General features: G+C 45.6%; 13 protein-coding genes. 11 read left to right on the top strand and 2 right to left on the bottom strand.

Annotated features, from left to right (window positions below; translation table 11 throughout):
• Positions 1-135: 135 nt before the first annotated feature.
• The gene (rpmH, locus tag QVE09_RS24390; RefSeq protein ID WP_017691413.1) at positions 136-270 is read right to left on the bottom strand and encodes a 50S ribosomal protein L34; all 135 of its coding nucleotides are present in this window, start codon (positions 268-270) and stop codon (positions 136-138) included.
• A 576-nt stretch (positions 271-846) separates the two neighbouring features.
• Between rpmH and QVE09_RS24385 the strand changes: the two genes are divergently transcribed.
• The 9 genes from QVE09_RS24385 to gyrB all read left to right on the top strand — a co-directional run bounded on the left by QVE09_RS24385 (position 847) and on the right by gyrB (position 12,008).
• A complete protein-coding gene (locus QVE09_RS24385) occupies positions 847-1,521 on the top strand; it encodes a GntR family transcriptional regulator (protein WP_017691412.1) in 675 nt (224 codons plus the stop codon).
• 213 nt (positions 1,522-1,734) lie between these two features.
• Entirely contained in the window at positions 1,735-3,096 is a 1,362-nt protein-coding gene (locus QVE09_RS24380; protein WP_315938905.1) for a GntT/GntP/DsdX family permease, read from the top strand.
• A gap of 66 nt (positions 3,097-3,162) precedes the next feature.
• Positions 3,163-4,710 carry a gluconokinase gene (gene gntK / locus QVE09_RS24375; RefSeq protein ID WP_315938904.1) on the top strand — a complete coding sequence of 516 codons (1,548 nt, stop codon included), beginning with the start codon at positions 3,163-3,165 and terminating at the stop codon, positions 4,708-4,710.
• Positions 4,711-5,581: 871 nt separating this feature from the next.
• A complete protein-coding gene (dnaA, locus tag QVE09_RS24370) occupies positions 5,582-6,928 on the top strand; it encodes a chromosomal replication initiator protein DnaA (RefSeq protein WP_036611990.1) in 1,347 nt (448 codons plus the stop codon).
• Positions 6,929-7,148: 220 nt separating this feature from the next.
• Complete coding sequence (gene dnaN, locus QVE09_RS24365) at positions 7,149-8,291, top strand: DNA polymerase III subunit beta (protein WP_017691408.1); 1,143 nt, start codon at positions 7,149-7,151, stop codon at positions 8,289-8,291.
• A 16-nt stretch (positions 8,292-8,307) separates the two neighbouring features.
• Positions 8,308-8,523, top strand: coding sequence for a S4 domain-containing protein YaaA (gene yaaA, locus QVE09_RS24360; RefSeq protein WP_036611994.1), 216 nt, complete (start codon positions 8,308-8,310; stop codon positions 8,521-8,523).
• Between the two features lie 57 nt (positions 8,524-8,580).
• Positions 8,581-9,693: a DNA replication/repair protein RecF gene (gene recF / locus QVE09_RS24355; RefSeq protein WP_076216624.1), complete on the top strand. Its 1,113-nt coding sequence runs from the start codon at positions 8,581-8,583 to the stop codon at positions 9,691-9,693.
• Between the two features lie 13 nt (positions 9,694-9,706).
• Entirely contained in the window at positions 9,707-9,955 is a 249-nt protein-coding gene (remB, locus tag QVE09_RS24350; RefSeq protein ID WP_017691405.1) for an extracellular matrix regulator RemB, read from the top strand.
• Between the two features lie 142 nt (positions 9,956-10,097).
• Positions 10,098-12,008 carry a DNA topoisomerase (ATP-hydrolyzing) subunit B gene (gene gyrB / locus QVE09_RS24345; RefSeq protein WP_315938903.1) on the top strand — a complete coding sequence of 637 codons (1,911 nt, stop codon included), beginning with the start codon at positions 10,098-10,100 and terminating at the stop codon, positions 12,006-12,008.
• An 86-nt stretch (positions 12,009-12,094) separates the two neighbouring features.
• Here gyrB and QVE09_RS24340 read toward each other — a convergent pair whose 3' ends face one another.
• The gene (locus tag QVE09_RS24340) at positions 12,095-13,042 is read right to left on the bottom strand and encodes a YheC/YheD family protein (RefSeq protein ID WP_315938902.1); all 948 of its coding nucleotides are present in this window, start codon (positions 13,040-13,042) and stop codon (positions 12,095-12,097) included.
• Positions 13,043-13,468: 426 nt separating this feature from the next.
• Between QVE09_RS24340 and gyrA the strand changes: the two genes are divergently transcribed.
• Both gyrA and QVE09_RS24330 read left to right on the top strand, forming a co-directional pair.
• The gene (gyrA, locus tag QVE09_RS24335; RefSeq protein WP_315938901.1) at positions 13,469-16,030 is read left to right on the top strand and encodes a DNA gyrase subunit A; all 2,562 of its coding nucleotides are present in this window, start codon (positions 13,469-13,471) and stop codon (positions 16,028-16,030) included.
• Between the two features lie 221 nt (positions 16,031-16,251).
• The gene (locus QVE09_RS24330) at positions 16,252-17,370 is read left to right on the top strand and encodes an HD-GYP domain-containing protein (protein ID WP_315938900.1); all 1,119 of its coding nucleotides are present in this window, start codon (positions 16,252-16,254) and stop codon (positions 17,368-17,370) included.
• The last annotated feature ends 519 nt before the right edge of the window (positions 17,371-17,889 follow it).

Below are 17,889 nucleotides of genomic sequence, written 5' to 3'. Positions count from 1 at the left end.
ATGAAAAACTCACTCAACATACTTCGTGTGTGTTCAGCACTTTTTGGCAGACCATTCAGACCTGATCTGTAGCAGCATCCAGTCTGATTTGAGCTCATTAAGAAAAAAAAGACCACCTCGGTGGTCTTCAATGCATTAAGCACTCAGGTTTTTACGGCCTTTAAGGCGACGTGCGGCCAAAATTTTACGGCCGTTGCTCGTGCTCATTCTTTTCCGGAAACCATGAACTTTTTTACGTTTGCTAACGTTCGGTTTGAATGTAGGTCTCAATGTATTGCACCTCCTCACAAGGAAATACTTATGTGATGAATCACTTTCATCTTCACAGAAAACACCTTTATATATTTAACCATGATCACCTCGAAAAGTCAACTGCAAGGCGCAAGGCTTCTCCCTCTTTTATATACGCTCTCCATCCCGCCCAAAGTAATGACCACAGTCCGTTCACTTCAATACCATTACCAAGCCCCGAAGAGAGTCCCAAAAGTTATCCCCAGACCCTGATCAGATCACCCTATTTCAGCATTTATAGTTATCCACACCCTCCAATACCCGCTATCTCCTTCATTACATCCTGTTTGAAGTTATTCACATGTGGATAATGATTATAGGCTATTATTATCGTCGAATTCTAATCCGGTTGTATCCGCTTCAATTAAGGTTTACAAGCTTTTGAGAAAGGTGTAGGATAAAAATCACATCTTGTATACAAGTAGTCCTTTGAAAAAAACATTAGCCGTTATCATATAGCTACAGACTATGGATTGAACTGAATGTCCAGTCCGCAAAGTAGTTATGCTATGATCAGTAATGAACTGATTACTTATTAATAGGAGCGTTAGCCATATGTTATTTCCTTCTTCCTGGCTGCAAGGGGCTTCCCGTGGTGAAGCCATTGCCTGCGAATTAAGGCTGCGGATCATCAGCGGTACCCTTCGACCTGGAGAGATTTTGTCGGAAAATCGAATTGCGGCTGATTTTGACAGCAGTCGTTCACCTGTCCGTGAAGCGTTACGAACATTGTCCAATGAAGGACTTATTCGACTTGAACGTATGGGTGTCGTTGTCATTGGACTACGAATCAAGGATGTCGAAGAATTGTATGATGTCCGTTTCCTGATTGAAAGTTTTGTGCAGCAGCGACTCGCTGGTGATGTCCCAGAATCATTAATCACCCAGTTGCGTAACGTAATCGACAAAATGCAACTCGCTGGACGACATCAGGACGCTGTCGAATTCGCCTATCAGGATCTCGTTTTTCACGAAACGATTATTGAAGCCGCCCAGCATTCCCGTATTTCACATCTATGGAAGAGTATTCGATATGTTGTGATGACCGTTATGCTGCTCACAACGCGTAGAGTATTTGTTCAAGGCGAGCAGAAAGTAAGCGCTGTAATTGAGAAACACCGTTTGCTCGTTGAAGCACTTGAATCCGGTGACAAAATGCTCATTCAGGCTGGAGTCCGCACGTATTTCCAAGATTCCGGCAAAACCCTGCACGAAAGCTTTGATTCCTAAAAGGAGCAAGGCGTTTGCAATCATATCCGCTGTGAGTGATTGCGGCTTAACTTGTCGACAAGTATACAAAACGCGATTTTGTTTTCATTTTGGGCATGATAAAACTACATTTCTCGCCATCACCTCTTCTATTTAGTACCGGCACGAAAAAATTGTTGACGATAATCTCACTTGTAAGCGTTCTATATCAGAAATAAAGGAGCACATAACATCATGAGCACTCTTTTTGGACTATCCCACAACGCAACATTATTGGTTTGGACGTTAATTGCGATCGTTTTTCTGATCGTCTTGATTTCCAAGTATAAATGGAATCCCTTTATCACCCTGCTGTTGTCCGCATTAATGCTCGGTTTGCTTACAGGCATGAAACCTGCCGATGTGATCTCTTCCATTACCGGGGGACTTGGCGGCACACTTGGAACCATTGCAATTGTTATTGCTCTTGGTACGATGCTTGGTAAGATGATGGCCGAATCTGGGGGTGCCGAGCGCATTGCAACTACATTGGTTGATCGGTTCGGTGTGAAACGTGTGCACTGGGCCATGATGATTGTTGGATTTATCGTTGGTATTCCTGTTTTCTTCGAAGTCGGCGTGATTTTGATGATTCCTATCATTTTCACCGTTGCACGTAAAACCAATATGTCTCTGCTGCAGATTGGTATTCCCATTTTGGCCGGTTTATCGACTGTACACGGTCTGGTCCCACCCCACCCAGCGCCAATGATAGCGATTGAAGCCTACAGCGCGGATCTGGGTAAAACCATTTTGTACTCTCTTATTGTTGGTATTCCTACAGCGATTATTGCAGGTCCTTTGTTTGGTAAATTTATTGGAAAAAGAATACACACCAAACCGCCAGCAGAACTGGCTGAACAATTCGCAACCAAAACAAACAGCAACATGCCTGGGTTTGGTATCACCCTGTTTACCATATTGCTACCGGTTATTCTGATGCTGATTGGTTCCATAGCCAGCATCATTGACCCAAATGCCACCAGCGGCATCACCGTTTTCTGTGAATTTATCGGTCATGAGATCATTGCTCTGCTGATTTCAGTTGTATTTGCCCTCTTTTCACTCGGCTTTGCACGTGGATTCACCAAACACGATATTTCTCGCTTCACCAGTGAATGTCTGGCGCCTACGGCGACCATCATTCTCATTATTGGTGGAGGCGGTGCCTTCAAACAGGTATTGATCAATAGTGGTGTGGGCAACGCCATTGCTGATGTCGCTACCCATGCCAACATCAACGTGATCCTGTTTGCCTGGCTTGTCGCTGCGCTCATTCGTGTAGCTACCGGTTCAGCAACCGTAGCCATGACAACAGCCGCTGGCATCGTCGCTCCAGTCCTTGCACTCACACCAGGCGCCAATATTGAGCTGGTTGTACTCGCCACAGGCGCGGGGTCACTCATACTGTCCCATGTGAACGATGCAGGATTCTGGATGATCAAAGAATTCTTTAATATGAGCGTTTCCCAGACATTGAAAACGTGGACCGTTATGGAAACACTATTATCCGTGGTGGGACTGATCTTTATTTTGCTCCTGAGTACAGTGGTATAAATGGAGTCTCTATAGTAGAAAGAAATTAAAATCTCATCGCTTTCTGGAGAAAGAAGGATTAAATATATGAACAACTATATGATTGGGATCGATATTGGTACAACCAGTACCAAATCCGTGTTATTTACGGAGCAAGGCTCTGTCGTCAGTACCTCAACACAGGAATACCCTTTGTATACCCCTGCACCCGATGTTGCCGAGCAGGACCCTGAAGAGATTATACAAGCGGCCCTCCGCTCTGTCCGGGGAGTCATGGATCAGAGTGGTGTTGCTGCCGAGCAGATCCTGTTTGTATCCTGCAGCTCGGCTATGCATAGCGTCATTGCCATGGACCGGGACGGCAAACCCTTAACCCGTTGCATCACCTGGGCGGATAATCGAAGTGCAGCATGGTCTACCCAGCTGCAAGAGAATGGATTGGGTCATCGCATCTATCTGCGCACAGGTACACCGATCCATCCCATGTCACCGCTGACCAAATTAATGTGGCTGCGCCACGATGAACCTGAACTTTTCGAGCGCACCGCCAAATTTATTTCGATTAAAGAATACCTATTCTTCCGTCTATTCGGACAATATGTCGTCGACCATTCCATCGCTTCCTGCACAGGCTTACTCAATCTGGAACAACTGGACTGGGACGCAGAGGCCCTTGAGGTTGCAGGCATTACACCCGACCATCTCTCGAAGCTCGTACCTACAACACATATATTAGAAGGAATGAATCACGAATCGGCTGAAAAAATGGCTCTCTCCCCCTCCACGCCCTTTGTTATTGGCGCAAGTGATGGGGTTTTATCCAATCTCGGCGTAAACGCCATTGAACCTGGTGTTGTCGCAGCAACCATCGGCACCAGCGGAGCCATTCGCACTGTCGTGGACCGTCCGGTTACCGACCCCAAAGGTCGTACGTTCTGTTACGCCCTTACAGAGAATCTTTGGGTTATTGGTGGGCCTGTGAATAACGGTGGCATGCTGTTTCGCTGGGTGCGGGATGAATTTGCCGCGTCTGAAGTAGAGACAGCGAAGCGACTTGGCATCAATTCCTATGATGTGCTGACCAAAATTGCCGAACGTGTCCGGCCAGGATCGGAAGGACTTCTGTTTCATCCGTACCTATCGGGCGAACGTGCCCCATTGTGGAATCCTGATGCCCGTGGCTCCTTTTTTGGCTTAACACTCCATCACCAGAAAGAGCATATGATCCGTGCTGTCCTGGAAGGGGTTATTTTCAATCTGTACACGGTACTGCTCGCCATGGAAGAACAGATTGGGCAACCTACCTCCATTCAAGCCACAGGGGGGTTCGCTCGTTCCCCTCTCTGGCGCCAGATGATGTCCGATATCTTCAATCAGGAAGTGGTTGTACCCGAGAGCTTCGAAAGTTCCTGTCTGGGTGCCGTTGTACTTGGTTTGTACGCTACAGGGCGAATAGATTCGCTTCATGCCGTTTCTTCCATGGTGGGTACAACGCATCGACATACCCCTGTCAAAGAGAATGCTGTACTCTACCAAGAGCTGCTGCCCATCTTTATTCGGATCTCTCGCAAACTGGAAGAGGAATACGCAGATATCGCTGAATTCCAGCGTAAGATGTCCCTTCCTCGTCTCTAAATCATCAATCTATACTTCATCTCTTCACAAAAAAAGAGGGTGACCCCTAAAACCAAAAATCGGTTTTAGGGGTCACCCTCTTTTGCAATACACGCATAATCTATCCTTTGAATTCATATTATACATTCATATACTTCAACATCAATATTTGAGCATCAGCTTACCTCTTGATCCTGATGATTCACATTACATATGTCTCAAAATAAAGTCCTTTTGGTCCATTATTCTTCTACATCGCCGATCACAGAATTACCATCCGCTCAGAAAATATACCACTGATCTTGTTCAATTAAAGGCATGAGTTTACTCCCCTCTCCGTCTCCTACCCTGACACTGAATTCATGGCTTTCAGCATCGCCCCCTTGGCAAGAAAAACACGAGGGTGAGAGGTCACTCTTTTTCCGATCTTGATCATGCTCTATTTTCACTTCACGGTTATCCACAGACAGGTTATTCACAAACGAAGAATACTTTTACACACAATTTGGCATCATTTGACGGATAACCTGTGTATAAAACATTTTTGGTTTTTGGGTCATTCTGTCGAAAATTAAACAGTTTATAAACAATATATTGTGTTGTGACTAAAAATTATACACAAGTTATTGAATTTGTGGATAAAATCACACGATACGTTGAAATGCGGGGTTTCTTTTGCTATGATTGTATTACTTTTGGATGTGAATATGTGATCTGACCCATAATATTATCAACAGCCTGTGGATAAAGTTGTGAACAATTTTCCGTTGTTCATACTTTTTTTGTTTTCGACCTGCGGGGGTTTGGGGATAAATTCAACAATATATCTCGTATTTCGACACTGCATCATGGCTTAAGCCACACTTGGAACATGTAAAAGGAGTGACAGTCTGTGGACAGCCATACTTCTGATTTATGGCAGCAAATTTTATCAATCATACAAAACAAACTCAGCAAACCCAGTTTTGATACCTGGTTCAAAGCAACCAAGGCTACTAAACTGAATGACCGCTCCATCGTCATTTCCGCACCAACTACGTTTGCCGTCGAATGGCTGGAGAGCCGTTACACCAAATTGGTTGGATCGACGGTATACGAACTGCTTGGCAAACAAGTCGATGTGAAATTTGTCATTGAAGAGAACAAGCCTGCTGAACCGGACCCGCAACTGCCGGCACCAACGCCTACAGTTGTACAGGAAGAAGCGGTACTCAGCATGCTGAATCCGAAATATACGTTCGATACATTTGTCATCGGGCCGGGCAACCGTTTTGCCCATGCCGCATCGCTGGCGGTCGCTGAAGCGCCCGCCAAAGCTTACAACCCTCTCTTTCTGTATGGAGGGGTAGGTCTCGGTAAAACTCACTTGATGCATGCGATCGGACATTACGTTCTGGAGCATGATCCGGGCAGCAAAGTCGTTTATTTGTCGTCTGAGAAATTCACGAACGAATTCATTAACTCGATCCGTGACAACCGCGGGGAGAGCTTCCGTAACAAATACCGGAGCGTCGACATTTTGCTCATTGATGATATTCAGTTTTTGGCGGGAAAAGAATCAACACAAGAGGAATTTTTCCATACGTTTAATGCGCTGCATGAGGAACGGAAGCAGATCATCATCTCCAGCGACAGACCACCGAAGGAAATTCCGACACTGGAAGAACGACTTCGTTCTCGATTTGAATGGGGGTTAATTACGGATATCCAGCCTCCAGATTTGGAGACAAGGATCGCAATCTTGCGGAAAAAGGCACGTGCGGAAAACTTGGATATTCCAAATGAAGCAATGATGTACATTGCCAACCAGATTGACACCAACATACGTGAACTTGAAGGCGCCCTGATTCGGGTCGTTGCTTATTCTTCACTGACTAATCAAGATGTAACCACTCATCTGGCAGCTGAAGCACTGAAGGATATTATTCCTTCCAGTCGTCCCAAAATGATCACTATTCATGACATCCAACAAAAGGTCGGCGAGTATTATAGCCTTAAGCTTGAAGATTTCAAAGCACGGAAACGGACCAAGGCAGTTGCTTTTCCAAGACAGATTGCCATGTATCTCTCTCGTGAACTGACAGACTTTTCTCTGCCCAAAATCGGGGAAGCATTCGGAGGACGAGATCACACCACTGTCATACATGCTCACGAAAAAATCTCCCAAGCGATTAAAAACGATCAGGATCTCTATAAAGTTATCAACAACTTAACCGAAAAAATTAAGAATCCAACCTGAACAAGTCCCAAGCCTATGCACAACGTATACACATGTGGATAGGCTTGGGTGTACGGGTTTATACCCACTTATCCACATATTCAGTGCCCCTATTACTATTATTACTAAAAAGATCTTAAAGATATCATCTCCAAAATAGCCATTTCGGAGCTTAGCCTTCGGCTTTTGAAAAATACCTTTCAACACCTCAACACCCAAAAAATCCGCTAGGAGTGAAACCATGAAAATCAGCATAATGAAAAACTACTTAAACGATTCCATACAGCAAGTATCCAAAGCAATCTCGAGCCGTACAACGATTCCCATTCTGAGCGGTATCAAATTCGACGTGAATCATCAAGGTGTAACGTTGACAGCAAGTGACACCGATATATCCATTCAATCCTTCATCCCGCTTGAAGATGGAGATAAAAGCGTAGTTCAGGTAGATCAACCCGGCAGTGTAGTTTTGCCAGCCAAGTTTTTCGTGGAGATCATCAAGAAGCTGCCATCACAGGAAGTGCACATGGAAGTCAAGGAGAACTTCAACACCTTTATCTCCGCAGGTGCTACCGAAATTCAACTGGTAGGTCTTGATCCGGAAGAATTCCCGGTTCTGCCAAGCATCGAAGAAAACCAAACGGTCTCCATTCCAGGAGATTTGCTGAAAAATATGATCAAACAAACGGTCTTCTCCATTTCCACACATGAGACTACTCCAATCCTGACAGGTGTACTCTGGAGTTTGGGTGACAATGAATTGAAATTTGTGGCAACAGACCGTCACCGTCTTGCTACTCGATCAGCAATGCTGGATAATGCAGAAGGTATCCGCTTCAACAACGTGGTCATTTCCGGTAAAACGCTGAACGAGCTCAGCAAAATTGTTCCGGATCAAAATACCCTTGTGGATATCGTTGTTGCAGATAACCAGGTCCTGTTCAAAATCGACCGTGTATTGTTTTACTCCCGTATTTTGGACGGAACATATCCCGATACTTCTAGAATTATTCCAACGTCATACAAAACAGAACTTGTTTTAGATACAAAAAAATTAAGTGAATCCATTGACCGGGCTTATTTGCTGTCGCGTGAAGAGAAAACAAACATCGTGCGTATGCAGACGATGGATTCAGGATCCGTTGAAATTTCTTCAAGCTCTTCCGAGCTAGGTAAAGTAAGAGAAGAAATCGAACCTGCCGAGTTTACAGGAGATCCGTTAAAAATCTCGTTCAACTCCAAATACATGCTGGATGTGCTGAAAGTTGTTGAAAGTGAGCAACTGATGATTGCTTTTACAGGAGTCATGAGTCCAATTATCTTGAAACCGCTGGATGACAGTCACAGCCTTTACGTCATATTGCCATACCGGACGACCAACTAACGAAAGGAAGATTACAGTGAACCAAGTTACGATTCGAACGGAATATATTAAGCTTGATCAATTTTTGAAACTGGCTGATTGCATCCCAACCGGAGGTATGGCCAAAGCTTTGCTTCAGGAAGGACTTGTACGTGTGAATAAAGAGCCTGAGGAACGTCGGGGACGTAAGTTATACCCTGGGGATATCGTTGAAGTGGACGGAGAAGGCACATTCGAAGTTGCCGCAGAATAAGAAGACCAGTTCGATCCTGCTGCCTCCTGACGGACGGGATAAGAGGGAGGTTACCGCGTGTTTGTGAACAGCATTGATCTGCAGAATTTCCGCAATTATGAACATCTGAGACTGGACTCTTTTGGTCCCGTAAACTTGTTGATCGGGCAAAATGCCCAGGGCAAGACCAATCTTGCAGAGGCGATTTTTGTACTTGCACTCACCAAGAGTCACCGTACATCCCGTGACAAGGAGCTGATTCGTTTCGGTGAGGAACGTGCCAGACTTGCAGCAGAGGTTGACAAAAAGTACGGATCGGTCAAGCTTGAGCTATCCTTGTCGCAACAGGGCAAAAAAGCAAAAATTAACGGCCTGGAGCAGCGCAAGTTAAGTGATTTTGTCGGAGCGCTCAATGTCGTGATGTTTGCACCGGAGGATCTGGAGATTGTAAAAGGCACACCGGGGGTCCGCCGCCGGTTTCTTGACATGGAGATCGGGCAGGTAGCACCAGGTTACCTGTATCACCTGCAGCAATACCAAAAAGTGCTCGTCCAACGAAACAATTTGCTTAAGCAGCTTTGGGGACAAGGGGCATCAGCCCAGACCATGCTTGAGGTGTGGAACGAACAACTGGTAGAGCATGGTGTTAAAATCGTCAAAAAAAGGAAACAATTCATAAAGAAACTGCAAAAGTGGGCAGAAACGATTCATCAGGGGATCACCGGAGGCGGAGAAGTCTTGCGCCTGGCCTACCTTCCGTCCTTCAGCGAAGCCGCTGAGGAAGATGAAGCTGTCTTAATGGACCAATTTATGATAAAATTATCACAAATGAAAGAGCAGGAGATTCGCCGAGGCACAACCCTTAGTGGGCCGCATCGGGATGACCTGTCCTTTTTCATTAACGATCGGGAAGTACAAACATATGGCTCGCAGGGGCAGCAGCGCACAACAGCGTTGTCCCTTAAACTTGCGGAAATTGAACTGATTCATGAAGAAATCGGAGAATATCCAGTTCTGTTGCTGGACGATGTCCTGTCCGAGCTGGACCCTTTTCGCCAGACGCAGCTGATCGAAACGTTCCAGAGCAAGGTGCAAACCTTTATTACGGCTACGGGGATCGAGAGCCTGAACGTTGACAAGCTCAAAGATGCCAGTATTTATCACGTTCATGCCGGACAGGTTGAACGCTAAGGAGTGAGGGCTTATGTACATTCATCTGGGCGGTGAGAAGATCATCCGTTCTTCCGAATTGGTCGCTATTTTTGATATATCGATTGAAAAATCCTCAAAGATCTCCAAGCAATATGTTACGCATGCCGAGCAGGAAAAAACCGTGGAACACATCGGTGAGGAGGAAGCCAAGTCCATTGTGGTGACCAAAAACATTGTGTACTACTCGCCGATTTCCTCAGCCACGCTGAAGAAGCGGGCTCACATTTTTCCTGATCTCTAGTAGTTAATTGGCATAAGGGTGTGTCTTTTGCTGCTTGTCTTTATGTGGACAACTGGCTGAAATGATGGACGTTGCCTATCTCAGCAAACATTATTAGTTAACGCATATTTACGCTATTGAATCTATAGAAGTAGGTGAAAGCATGTCTATGAATCAACCGTCATATGGTGCAGATGAAATTCAGGTTCTTGAAGGACTGGAAGCCGTACGGAAACGTCCGGGGATGTATATCGGTTCCACCAGTGCCAAAGGTCTGCATCATCTGGTCTGGGAAGTAGTGGACAACAGTATCGATGAAGCGCTCGCAGGTTACTGTGACCATATCGAGGTTACTATCCATGAAGACAACAGTGTCACTGTTGTTGATAACGGACGTGGGATTCCTGTCGGTGAACATGCCAAAATGAAACGTCCTGCGCTTGAGGTCGTTATGACCGTCCTCCATGCAGGAGGTAAATTTGGTGGCGGCGGGTACAAAGTATCCGGTGGTCTGCACGGTGTAGGTGTATCCGTAGTTAATGCACTATCCGAAAAAGTTGTTGTCACAGTTAAGGTTGACGGGCATGTCTATCAACAGGAATACCGTCGTGGAGCTCCACAGTATGACCTGAAAGTAATTGGAACAACGGAAGAAACGGGAACAACGGTTAGGTTCCACCCAGACCCTGAAATTTTCACAGAAACGAGAGTTTATGATTATGAAATCTTGCTTGCCCGTATTCGTGAGCTGGCGTTCCTGAATAAGGGCATTGGTCTTACACTGACGGATGAGCGTACAGGTGCAACCAACTCATTCCTGTATGAAGGCGGCATTATCGAATACGTCTCCTTCCTCAACCAGAAGCGCGAAGTACTGCATGAGAATCCAATTTACGTTGAAGGTTCCAGAGATAACATCCAGGTGGAAGTTGCCCTGCAATACAATGACAACTACACCGAGAATATCTATTCCTTCGCGAACAATATCAACACGCATGAGGGCGGAACGCATGAATCAGGTTTCAAGAGTGCCCTTACGCGGATTATCAATGACTACGCCCGTAAGGCGGGGGTAATCAAGGACAGCACGGGGAACCTCTCCGGGGATGACGTGCGTGAAGGCTTGACAGCTATTATTTCGGTCAAGATTCCGGAGCCGCAATTTGAAGGACAGACAAAGACCAAGCTGGGCAACAGCGAAGTGCGTGGAATTGTCGAATCCTTGTTTGCCGAGAAGCTGCAGGAGTTCCTGGAAGAGAATCCTTCCGTATCCCGTCGCATTTTGGAAAAAGGTCTGCAAGCAGCACGTGCGCGTGAGGCTGCCCGTAAAGCCCGTGAACTGACACGTCGTAAAGGTGCACTTGAAGTAAGCTCACTTCCAGGTAAACTGGCAGACTGTTCATCCAAGGATGCTTCAATCAGCGAATTGTACATCGTCGAAGGTGACTCTGCAGGCGGATCAGCGAAGCAAGGCCGGGATCGTCATTTCCAAGCGATTTTGCCGCTGCGTGGTAAGATTCTAAACGTGGAAAAAGCTCGTCTCGACCGGATCTTGGGTAATGCGGAGATTAGAGCAATTATTACGGCAATGGGTACAGGTATTGGTGATGACTTCGATATTGCCAAAGCCCGCTATCACAAAATCATTTTGATGACCGATGCCGACGTCGATGGTGCTCATATCCGAACACTATTGCTGACATTCCTGTACCGGTACATGCGTAAAATCATTGAGGCAGGTTATGTATATATTGCGCAACCGCCATTGTTCAAGATTGAGCGTAACAAAGTGATTCGTTATGCCGGTTCCGAGAAAGAGCGCGATGAAATTATTGCAACGCTCGGCGAAAATGCGAAATTCAACGTCCAGCGTTACAAAGGTCTTGGCGAGATGAATGCCGGACAATTGTGGGAAACGACGATGGATCCGGAGAGCCGGACGATGATGCAAGTATCGATCAATGATGCCATCCTTGCTGATACGATGTTCGACACCCTGATGGGAGATAATGTTGAGCCGCGTCGTGACTTTATCCAGGAAAATGCAAAATACGTGAAAAACCTCGACATTTAACGATATCCGAAGAGGCGCCTGAGAGGGCGCCTTTTTATATTATTGGAATCACGAAATAGGAAGCAGTAGACTTCCGTGTCTCGTTGTTAGCGACGTACACGTTTTTTGGCAGACGAGGCCTGTGCTTTGGCGGATGGGCGAGAGCTCTTACTCTTTTTGGAGGGCAAACGACCGTACGCAATGGCATAGCGTCTGATCTTCCGATACGTCTCCTTGTCCGGTAATAAGCCAAAAGCATAAATGCCTGGCAGTGTGTTGACTTCAAGAATCCAGGGACGTCCTTCTTCGTCTAGCGCAATATCAATACCAATCTCTTTGAGCTTTGGAAATGATGTTTGCAATTGCACAGCGGTGTGAATACCTAAGCGGTAAAGCTCAGTGCGAAGTTTTTTGAAGCCCTCCTTGTGAAGATGGGGGAGTACGAGTTCTTCAAACGTGGCCAATCGTCCACCACCATGAATGTTGGTGATGATTTTGCCCGGCGCAGCAACACGTCCCAGAATACCTGTTGTTTCCCAGTTGTGTTGCAAATTTTTCTGAGTTAACACACGCAAGTCAAAAGGCAAATCTTCATGCTTCATCAGCGATATTCCCTGTTGAATGATATATTCACGTTCCTGAATGCGATCATTCAGTGCTCGTTCGAGTTCTTCCAGGGAATGAAATGATCTCTCCTCTGTACCGTATTGGAGTTGATATGTTGTTGTGAGATAGGTAGCTCTGGAGGTAACAGCCCTTGCTTCGGGTTCATCAGGTACGTTCCGCTCATTGGTTTCTTCCGGAACCTCTGCATATGTGGTGGAATCTTCGGAATCAACGACAGGTTCGTATACACGGGTTGTTTTCACCCGCATGACCCCATTACCGTAAGTACCACGGTCCGGTTTGATATAGTTGGACTCAAATAGCTCAGTCATTCGTTCCAGAGTTTGACGGCTATATTTTCGGGTCACTGGGATATATTCATTCACAATGCGACTGCGTTGTAACACAGCTGTTTTGGCCCATTTACTGGAGACGCGTTGGATACCCAAGATTCATCAGTCCTTTCATGTTTTGCTCAGTTCTAAAGAGGGACAGACACAGAGAAATCAAAGGACAAGAGACGATTTCAGTGGTATAATAGAGAAATATGGCGTTTTGTGCGATGAGCTGCACAATTTGCAGTTTGATCGTAGAACGGGAATGGCTTTAGCCTCGGTAGGCACAGTACATATGCCGTTTTTCTAGCATTGTATGTGCAATTGGGGAGGAAGGCAGGGCGTATCCCCAGACACGCAGAAGTTCCCGGAAGAAAGGCTATTGCCCAGCGGACGTTTAATTGTGTAACTTTTGTGAAAGTAATATAATAAAGAGTAGCGTTCTTGCGCGGTTTTAGCCTTGTTAGGCTTTTCACATATAATCAATTTTTTTGCATGACGGAATGGAACGTTTGTTGAAGGACAAGAAGGAGGTCCAGCATGGCGGAAGAAATGAACTCTCAGATTACAGATCGGGATATAGGCGTCGAGATGCGTGAATCGTTTATGGATTATGCGATGAGCATCATCGTCAGCCGTGCCTTACCTGACGTGCGTGATGGATTGAAGCCGGTTCACCGGCGTATTCTGTACGCTATGTCAGAGCTCGGCATGACACCTGATAAACCACATAAAAAATCAGCCAGAATCGTCGGCGAAGTTATCGGTAAGTATCACCCACACGGTGACTCTGCTGTTTACGAGACGATGGTACGGATGGCACAGGATTTCTCCCTGCGTTATATGCATGTAGATGGACATGGTAACTTTGGATCGGTCGATGGCGATATGGCAGCAGCCATGCGTTATACCGAAGCACGTTTGTCCAAGATTGCTATGGAAATGCTCAGAGATATCAACAAGGATACGATTGATTTCCAGCCGAACTATGACGGTGAGGAACATGAACCAATCGTTCTGCCTGCTCGTTTTCCTAACTTGCTTGTCAATGGGGTCGGCGGGATCGCGGTAGGTATGGCCACCAATATTCCTCCTCATAATCTGGGCGAGGTCATTGATGGTGTACAGGCCATGATTCAAAATCCGGACATTACATCCATGGAACTCATGGATTACATTCAAGGACCAGACTTCCCTACGTCCGGCTACATTTTGGGCCGCTCAGGCATTCGCCAGGCGTATCAGACCGGACGTGGTTCAGTAACGATGCGGGCCAAAACCAACATCGAAGAGAATAACAACAAGGCGCGAATTATCGTTACGGAGCTGCCTTATCAGGTAAATAAGGCGAGACTCGTTGAGAAAATCGCTGAGTTGGTACGTGATAAAAAGATTGATGGTATTACTGACCTTCGTGATGAGTCTGACCGTAATGGTATGCGGGTTGTAATTGAGCTTCGCAGAGACGTAAATCCGGGGGTTGTCCTGAACAACCTGTACAAACATACATCGATGCAATCCACTTTCGGGATTAACATGCTTGCGATTGTTAATAAAGAACCTAAAATTCTGAACTTGCGTGAAGTGTTGTATCACTACCTGCAACATCAGATTGAGGTTATTCGCAGACGTACGCAGTTTGAACTGAAAAAGGCTGAAGCTCGTGCACACATTCTAGAAGGTTTGCGTATTGCACTGGATCATATCGACGAGATCATTACATTGATTCGTTCATCCAGTAATGCGGATGCAGCCAGAGAAGGTTTGATTGAGCGTTTCTCACTCAGTCATGATCAGGCTCAAGCTATTCTCGATATGCGTTTGCAACGCCTCACAGGTCTGGAACGCGAACGTATTGAAAATGAATATAACGAACTGATGGTTAAAATCAGAGAGTATCGCGAGATTCTGGCCAATGAGCATCTGGTGCTTGAGATTATCAGTACAGAGCTGCAAGAGATCCGCGACCGCTTCAGCGATGATCGTCGGACGGAGATCACTGTAGGTGAAGAGAGTATTCTGGATGAGGACCTGATTCCACGTGAAGAGGTTATCATTACGATTACCCATACAGGCTACGTTAAACGTCTGCCGGTATCCACATACCGCAGCCAAAAACGTGGTGGACGTGGGGTCGTGGGAATGGATACCAAAGATACCGACTTTGTTGAGCATCTGTTCGTGACCAACTCTCACAATTACCTCATGTTCTTCACTGACAAAGGTAAAGTGTACCGTCTCAAAGCTTACGAGATTCCAGAGCTTGGACGTACTGCACGGGGAACGCCGATTATCAACCTGATCCAGATCGAGCAGGGCGAATCGGTCAATGCTGTAATTCCGGTTCAGGAATTCGAAAGTGACCGATACTTGTTCTTTGCTACTCGCCAAGGGGTTGTGAAGAAAACGCCACTTGAGGATTACACCAATATTCGCAAAGGCGGCTTGATCGGTATTTCCTTACGTGATGATGACGTTCTGATTGATGTTAAGCTGACCGATGGACAGCAAGAGATCATCATGGGTACAGCTCACGGAATGTCTATTCGATTCTCCGAAGGTAACGTACGTTCCATGGGACGTAGTGCCACCGGGGTTAAAGGGATTACATTGGATGAACAGGATGCTGTTATCGGCATGGATGTAGTTGATAAAGAGCTTGATGTTCTGATCGTTACAGCCAAAGGTTACGGTAAACGTACACCTGTCAGTGATTATCGGATGCAGACTCGTGGCGGTAAAGGCATCAAGACTATTAATGTCACAGAGAAGAACGGCGCAGTAGTCAGCCTCAAAATGGTTAAAACCGAAGAGGATCTGATGATTATCACGTCTAGCGGTACGTTGATCCGGATGAGCATGGAAGGCATATCCACTATGGGTCGATACACGCAGGGTGTGAAGCTGATTCATATTCGTGATGAGGATTCAGTAGCTACAGTCAGCCGAATCGATAAGAATGAAGAAGAACCAGACGATGAGTCGCTTGAAGGCTTGGAAGACGGGGAGTCCCAAACTCCGGCAGTAAGTTTGGAAGAAGGCACCGTTTCTGAAGCTGACGTTGATGAAGTTGAGGGCGACGATTCCGGTTCGGAAGCATAATATAGAATTTTATAAAGACCGATCACTTGAAGATTGGAAGAAGATTGCGAGGGCTCCCACTGGGAGCCCTTTTGTTGTATAAAGGAATCTTTCCTGTTATTCTTCCGAATCTGGGATGTACAGCCTGATTCCTGAGTAATATAATGGGAAATATCATGAAAAACCGGGACTATGGTCTTGTTTGTATTAACATAGAAGAACGATGAGTGAGGGGAATACACATGGGATTAATCACCCTGTCAGAAGTCAAACCAGGACTCAAACTTGGGAGTGATGTGCAAACACTTCGCGGCAACGTTCTGCTTCAGAAGGGAAAAGTCATTTTACCCAAGGATATGGAAGTGCTCAGAGCCTTTATGATTCAACAGGTAGATATTGAACAAGAAAGAATGGCTTCGAGTAGTACAGGAACCAAAGGTGCATCTGTGTCTGCAGGAAGTTCTGCCAACGACAAGAATGGTGAAAGGGCAGGGAAGACAGGGAACGTCACGACAGCTCCTGTAGTAACGTCTTTGCAGGATGAGTATGAGAAGATGGTTGGACTAACGAAAAATGCGTTCCTGTCCTCTCTGGCGGCTGAATTGCCTGTCTATGAGTTACGTACACAGTTGGAGGCTGTGTTTGCACATCTCAAACAATATAATGTGCTTACCTTTAGTCCACGAGTAATGCAAGAACATGATTATGTATATCACCATGCTGTACTGAGTGCGATCACATCCTATCAACTGGCCCAGTGGATCGATCTTCCCTCCAAGGATTGGATGCAAGTTGCGTTTGCAGGCTTGTTCCATGATATTGGTAACAACAAGGTAGATCCGCAGATTCTCCATAAACCATCCACGTTGACGGCTACAGAGCAGGAAGAGATTCGTCAGCATACGAAATATGGTTATCAGATCCTTAAACAGGCAAAGGCCATTAATGAGGGAGCCAGACTTGCAGCTTTGCAGCATCATGAAAAAGTTGACGGATCAGGCTACCCGTTGCAGCTTAGTGGGACGCAGATTCATATTTACGCCAAGATTGTAGCTATCGCTGATATTTTCCATGCCATGACGCTGGAGAAGATTTACCGCAAGGCACAATCACCATACCTAGTCCTAGAACAGATCCAAAGTGAGGCATTTGGGAAATTGGATCCTGCAATTGTAAGAGTGTTTGTTCAACGTTCGACCCAGATCCATAATGGCATCCGAGTAAAACTCAGCAATAACCAAATTGGAGAGATCGTATTCTCTGATCGAGATCATCCTACACGGCCTATGGTGTCTGTAGAAGGAACCATTATTAACCTAATGCAGCAACGGCAGCTTCACATCCAAGAGGTTATCGGTTAACTAAAGATATTAATGCAATTTGATGAGAGGGCCTTTCTTTTATAGAGAGGCTTTTTACGTGAGATAAATGTGGAAATGTAGAAAAAACAGAAAGATTATAGAGTTATATAAAATTACTCAAAAAAAGACTTGTATTATAAATCTCTACATGGTATATTCTAAGTCCGGCCAAGAAAACACGGTTTACACGGTGCGGCAAGCGATTGAAATAAGCTTCGAAAGAAACTTAAAAAAGAGCTTGCAAAGTTGGTTCGGATGTGATAAGATATAAAAGTTGCTGAAGAGAACGACGTTCGGTAACAAAACAAGTTTGATCTTTGAAAACTGAACAACGAGTGAGTAAACATTCTGCTTGCAGAATGAACGCGAAAGTTTGAAACAAGCCTTGGCTTGAATCAACTGGAGCATAAATGAGATTTTTAATCTCGTCAGATTCAAAATGAGCTTATCGCTCTTTTCAATACTTTATTGGAGAGTTTGATCCTGGCTCAGGACGAACGCTGGCGGCATGCCTAATAC

The organism is Paenibacillus sp. ClWae2A, from assembly GCF_032452295.1.
GTDB lineage: Bacteria > Bacillota > Bacilli > Paenibacillales > Paenibacillaceae > Paenibacillus.
This window is presented reverse-complemented; position numbering and strand designations above follow the sequence as displayed.